General features: G+C 70.5%; 5 protein-coding genes and 1 pseudogene. 1 reads left to right on the plus strand and 5 read right to left on the minus strand.

Features of this window, described 5'->3' with window-relative positions; genetic code table 11:
- From FV222_RS19425 to bla, 3 genes and pseudogenes are all read right to left on the minus strand, one after another.
- Positions 1 to 183 (minus strand): annotated as a pseudogene (locus tag FV222_RS19425) (hypothetical protein); the annotation flags it as partial.
- Between the two features lie 80 nt (positions 184 to 263).
- Positions 264 to 755 (minus strand): aminoacyl-tRNA deacylase, encoded by a 492-nt coding sequence (locus FV222_RS19430; RefSeq protein ID WP_147815426.1) that lies wholly within the window; start codon positions 753 to 755, stop codon positions 264 to 266.
- Positions 755 to 1,636, minus strand: coding sequence for a class A beta-lactamase (gene bla, locus FV222_RS19435; protein WP_147762160.1), 882 nt, complete (start codon positions 1,634 to 1,636; stop codon positions 755 to 757). The genes FV222_RS19430 and bla overlap by 1 nt, the downstream gene beginning before the upstream one ends.
- A 149-nt stretch (positions 1,637 to 1,785) precedes the next feature.
- Between bla and mnmE the strand changes: the two genes are divergently transcribed.
- Positions 1,786 to 3,090, plus strand: coding sequence for a tRNA uridine-5-carboxymethylaminomethyl(34) synthesis GTPase MnmE (gene mnmE, locus FV222_RS19440; protein ID WP_147815427.1), 1,305 nt, complete (start codon positions 1,786 to 1,788; stop codon positions 3,088 to 3,090).
- Positions 3,091 to 3,354: 264 nt separating this feature from the next.
- Here mnmE and FV222_RS29855 read toward each other — a convergent pair whose 3' ends face one another.
- Together FV222_RS29855 and FV222_RS29860 are read right to left on the minus strand one after the other, a co-directional pair.
- Entirely contained in the window at positions 3,355 to 3,504 is a 150-nt protein-coding gene (locus tag FV222_RS29855) for a hypothetical protein (RefSeq protein WP_187273687.1), read from the minus strand.
- A 171-nt stretch (positions 3,505 to 3,675) separates the two neighbouring features.
- Positions 3,676 to 3,957, minus strand: a 282-nt coding sequence (locus FV222_RS29860; RefSeq protein ID WP_210248499.1) for a hypothetical protein, incomplete at its 5' end; no start/stop codon positions are given.

Below are 3,957 nucleotides of genomic sequence, written 5' to 3' on the forward strand. Positions count from 1 at the left end.
ACGCACGGGCAGGGGGCGAGCCTGCAGGACGTTGTCGCTGCCGTCGCCGCGGGGGAAGTAGCGCGGGGCGTTGCTCGGCAGGTCGTAGGTCGGCGCAGGCTCGGCGCCGAACAGGTCGGCCGCATTCGCCGGCGCGGCGGCGAGACCGCAGACGAGAGCCGGGATCATCCATGTCGCGCGCATGCGCCCGTCGTCCCCTCAGGTCCCGTTTCGCGGCGTTCGGGCACGCGGCGCAACTGTCGGCCGTTAAGGTGAATCGAACGTTACCGCTCGGCCAGCACGACCACCTGCGCCTGCAGCGCGGCGACCAAGTCGGTGGTCGCGAGACGCAGCTGCAGGCCGCGTCCGCCGCCGTTGACGTGGATCTCCGGTCGGTCCGCCAGCGAACCTTCGTCGATCAGCACCGGCACCCGACGCTTGGCGCCGAACGGGCTGATGCCGCCGACATGGTAGCCGGTGATCCGCTCGGCCTCCGGCGGCTTCAGCATCGCCGCCGCCTTGCCGCCCATCGCGGAGGCGACCCGCTTCATCGCCACCTCCTTGTCCGAGGCGACGAGCAGGCAGACCGGTTGGCCGTCGACCGCAGCCATCAGGGTCTTCAGGATGCAGCCAGGCTCGACGCCGAGCGCGTTGGCAGCTTGAAGGCCGATGCGGGGGGCCTCCGCGTCGTAGGCGTAGGCCACCATCGCGTAGGCGATGCCGGCCTTGTCCAGGGCGCGGGAGGCGGGGGTCGCCCGCGGCGTCGCTTTCGCCATCACAACGCCTCCACGAGGATGCGGCCGATCTCGGCATGGGCCGCGTCGCGCGTCGCCGGCGGCGCCTCCGAGCCGGTCAGGAAGAGACCGGCGAGGATCGGCGGACGCCCGGGCGGATGCAGGATCGCCACGACGTTCGACGTGGCGTTGTCTCCGCTTCCGGTCTTGTCGCCGACCGTCCAATCGAGCGGAAGGCCGGCGCGGAGCTTCGTTCGGCCGGTCTCGCACGCGACCATCCAGCCTTCCAGCCGCGCGCGGTGCGGCGGGGTCAGCACATCGCCGAGGAGGCAGCGTTCCAGGGTGCCGGTGATCGCGGACGGGCTCGTGGTGTCGCGCGGATCCCCCGGCAGCGCGGTGTTCAGGGTCGGCTCGGTCCGGTCCAGGCGCGTCACCGCATCGCCCTGCCCGCGCAGCCAGGCGGTGAGCGCGGCAGGACCGCCGAGGGCGTCGAGCAGGAGGTTCGCCGCCGTGTTGTCGCTCCATACGATCGCGGCGGCGCAGAGGGCCTCGACGGTCAGCTCCGCGCGCGCGCCGCCCGCATTCGCGAGGGCGGCGCGCGTCACCGGGCCGTAGCTTTGCAGGTCGGCAGCGGCGTAGGCGATGCGGCGATCGAGGGTTTCGGCGCCAGCTGCGGCGCGCGCCAGGATCGCAGCCGCGGCGAGAACCTTGAAGGTGCTGCACATCGCAAACGCCTCGCCCGCACGGTGGCCGAGGAACACGCCCGAGGCATCCCGGAACGCGACGCCGACCCGCCCGCCGAGCCGCGCCTCGACCGCCACGATCCGGGCGGCGGCCGCCGCGAATCGATCCTCCGCATGGGCGGTGAGGGCAGGTGCCGCCAGCGCCAGGCCGGCGACGACGGTGCGACGGGTATGGACCATGGCGTCATCATCCCTAGCTGCGCTTCGCGGGCGCCCGGTTTGCGCATCGCCCTCCGGCGAGGCAAGCCCAATCCGCCGCCGGCGCGTTTCTCAGTTCAGCCGGCGGCGCCCGCGTGTCGGCGAAGGCCGACGAACCAGGACGGAGCCCGATGCACGATTCCAGCACCCTGTTCGCGCCGGCCTCCGGCTTCGGGCGCGCCGCCATCGCGGTGATCCGCATCAGCGGGCCGGCCGCGGCCGACGTGCTCGTGACACTCGCGGGCGCCCTTCCGGCCCCGCGCCGGCTTTCGCTCCGCACGCTGCGCGATCCGGCCGACGGCATGATGCTCGACAAGGGAATGGTCGCCTGGATGCCTGGACCTGACACGGTCACCGGCGAGGACATGGCCGAGCTGCACCTGCACGGCGGCGTCGCGGTGCGGGCGGGGGTGATCCGCGCGCTCACCGCCTTCCCTGGTTGCCGCGCGGCGGAGGCGGGGGCCTTCACCCGGCGGGCGGTGCTCAACGGCCGGATGGATCTCACCGAGGCCGAGGGTGTCGCCGACCTGATCGAAGCGGACACCGAAGCCCAGCGCCTCCAGGCCCTGCGCCAGCTCGACGGTGCCCTCGGACGCCAGGTCGCGGCCTGGCGGGAGGAGGCGATCGACTGCCTCGCGGCGATCGAGGCGGCCCTCGACTTCGCCGACGAGGGCGACATCGACGATGCCGGGCTCGACCGAGCCGTGCTCGCCCGAGCCGCCCGGCTCCGTACTGCCATCTCAGCCGCACTCGCCGATGGACGGCGCGGCGAGTGCCTGCGAGAGGGGTTTCAGGTGGTGCTCGCGGGCCCACCGAATGCCGGCAAGTCGACCCTGCTCAACGCCCTCAGCCGACGCGACGCCGCCATCGTCTCACCGGTGCCGGGCACCACCCGCGACGCGATCGAGGTGCGGCTCGATCTTGGCGGATTGCCGGTAATGCTCGTCGACACGGCGGGCTTGCGCGAGACGAGCGACCCCGTCGAAGCCGAGGGCATTGCGCGAACTCGCCGGCGGATGGCCGAGGCCGACCTCGTGTTGATGCTGGTCCCGCCGGGCGCTGCTTCAGAGGAAGTCTCAGGAACGAGCCGTGTCCTTCGCGTGCGAACGAAGGCCGACCTGGATGCGGCGCCGGGTGCCGACCTCGCTGTTTCGGCGCTGACGGGGGAGGGGCTTCTCCTCCTGCTCGACGCGATCACAGCAGAGGCCGAGGTGACGCTCGGCGGCGGCGACGCCCTCGTGACCCGCGAGCGTCACCGCGACGCGCTGGAGCGCTGCGTGGCCCACCTCGACCGCCTGCCCGCCGCCACCGGGATGCCGGAACTGGTCGCCGAGGACCTACGCTTGGCCGTACGCGCGCTCGGTGAGGTCGGCGGCCAGGTCGGCATCGAAGAGGTGCTCGACCGCCTTTTTTCGGGGTTCTGTATTGGGAAATAGCCGATGGCTTCATCACCGAGTGGTCACGTGCAGCGGGCGGCGACTCCCGCTCCCGTTCGGGAGAGGGTTGGGGTGAGGGGACAGAATTCTTCGAAGAGGTCGCACCCCTTACCCTGTCCCTCTCCCGGACGGGAGAGTGGACCCGCGCCTCTTTCTCGATACGCGGTGAGATGCGTGACAGCGGTGGCGGGCGGATCTGTGAAGGATCGGCACGGCTACCGCCGACCAAAGCCCGCAATGTTTCACGTGAAAACCCGCCCCGCCTTATGAGCGGGTGAGAAACATCCCCGTCAGCAGGAAGCCGAAGCCGGCCAAGCCCAGGGCGCCTTCCTTGCGTTGGCTCGGGTCGGTGAAGTGAGCGAGCGCGCCGCCGGCGCAGCAGAGTGCACCCAGGCCGATAGCGATGATGTGCATCGTCTTGATCCTCGTTGGTCGCCCTCACCCGTCCGAGCGAGGTCCGCGATGTCACGAAATCCCGGGTGGCCGGGACGGACGCCGTTGTCCGTTCATAAATCGTTCACAGATTCTCGATGCCATGCAGACCAGTGAGTCGCAAGAGTTTTCGTATGACCCGATAGTGCGAAATTACTCTGAGGCCGGGCGATCCGCAGTGTCCGGATTGAAAACGACAGTCCTGCATTTGATGGTGACTTTGAAAATGTAGTCAAAAATGCCGAGCACGCGAGCAGATTGCTCACGAGGAAGGCAAGCTCCGCTCGGAGGAGCGCCTGTGAGGGGCGGGTGATTGACCTTTTCGCGGGGTGGCGGCACATCCCGGGGATGCCCGAAACGTTTCCACAGGCTTTCGATGTCGTCGTCGTCGGCGGCGGCCATGCCGGCGTCGAGGCGGCGGCCGCCGCCGCGCGG

Origin of the sequence: Methylobacterium sp. WL103 (assembly GCF_008039885.1) — a bacterium.
GTDB classification, from domain to species: Bacteria; Pseudomonadota; Alphaproteobacteria; order Rhizobiales; family Beijerinckiaceae; genus Methylobacterium; species Methylobacterium cerastii.

Coding starts and splice junctions, on each gene's coding strand:
- bla (WP_147762160.1), bottom strand. CDS start 1,636: ATGGTCCATACCCGTCGCACCGTCGTCGCCGGCCTGGCGCTGGCGGCA.
- FV222_RS19430 (WP_147815426.1), bottom strand. CDS start 755: ATGGCGAAAGCGACGCCGCGGGCGACCCCCGCCTCCCGCGCCCTGGAC.
- mnmE (WP_147815427.1), top strand. CDS start 1,786: ATGCACGATTCCAGCACCCTGTTCGCGCCGGCCTCCGGCTTCGGGCGC.
- FV222_RS29855 (WP_187273687.1), bottom strand. CDS start 3,504: ATGCACATCATCGCTATCGGCCTGGGTGCACTCTGCTGCGCCGGCGGC.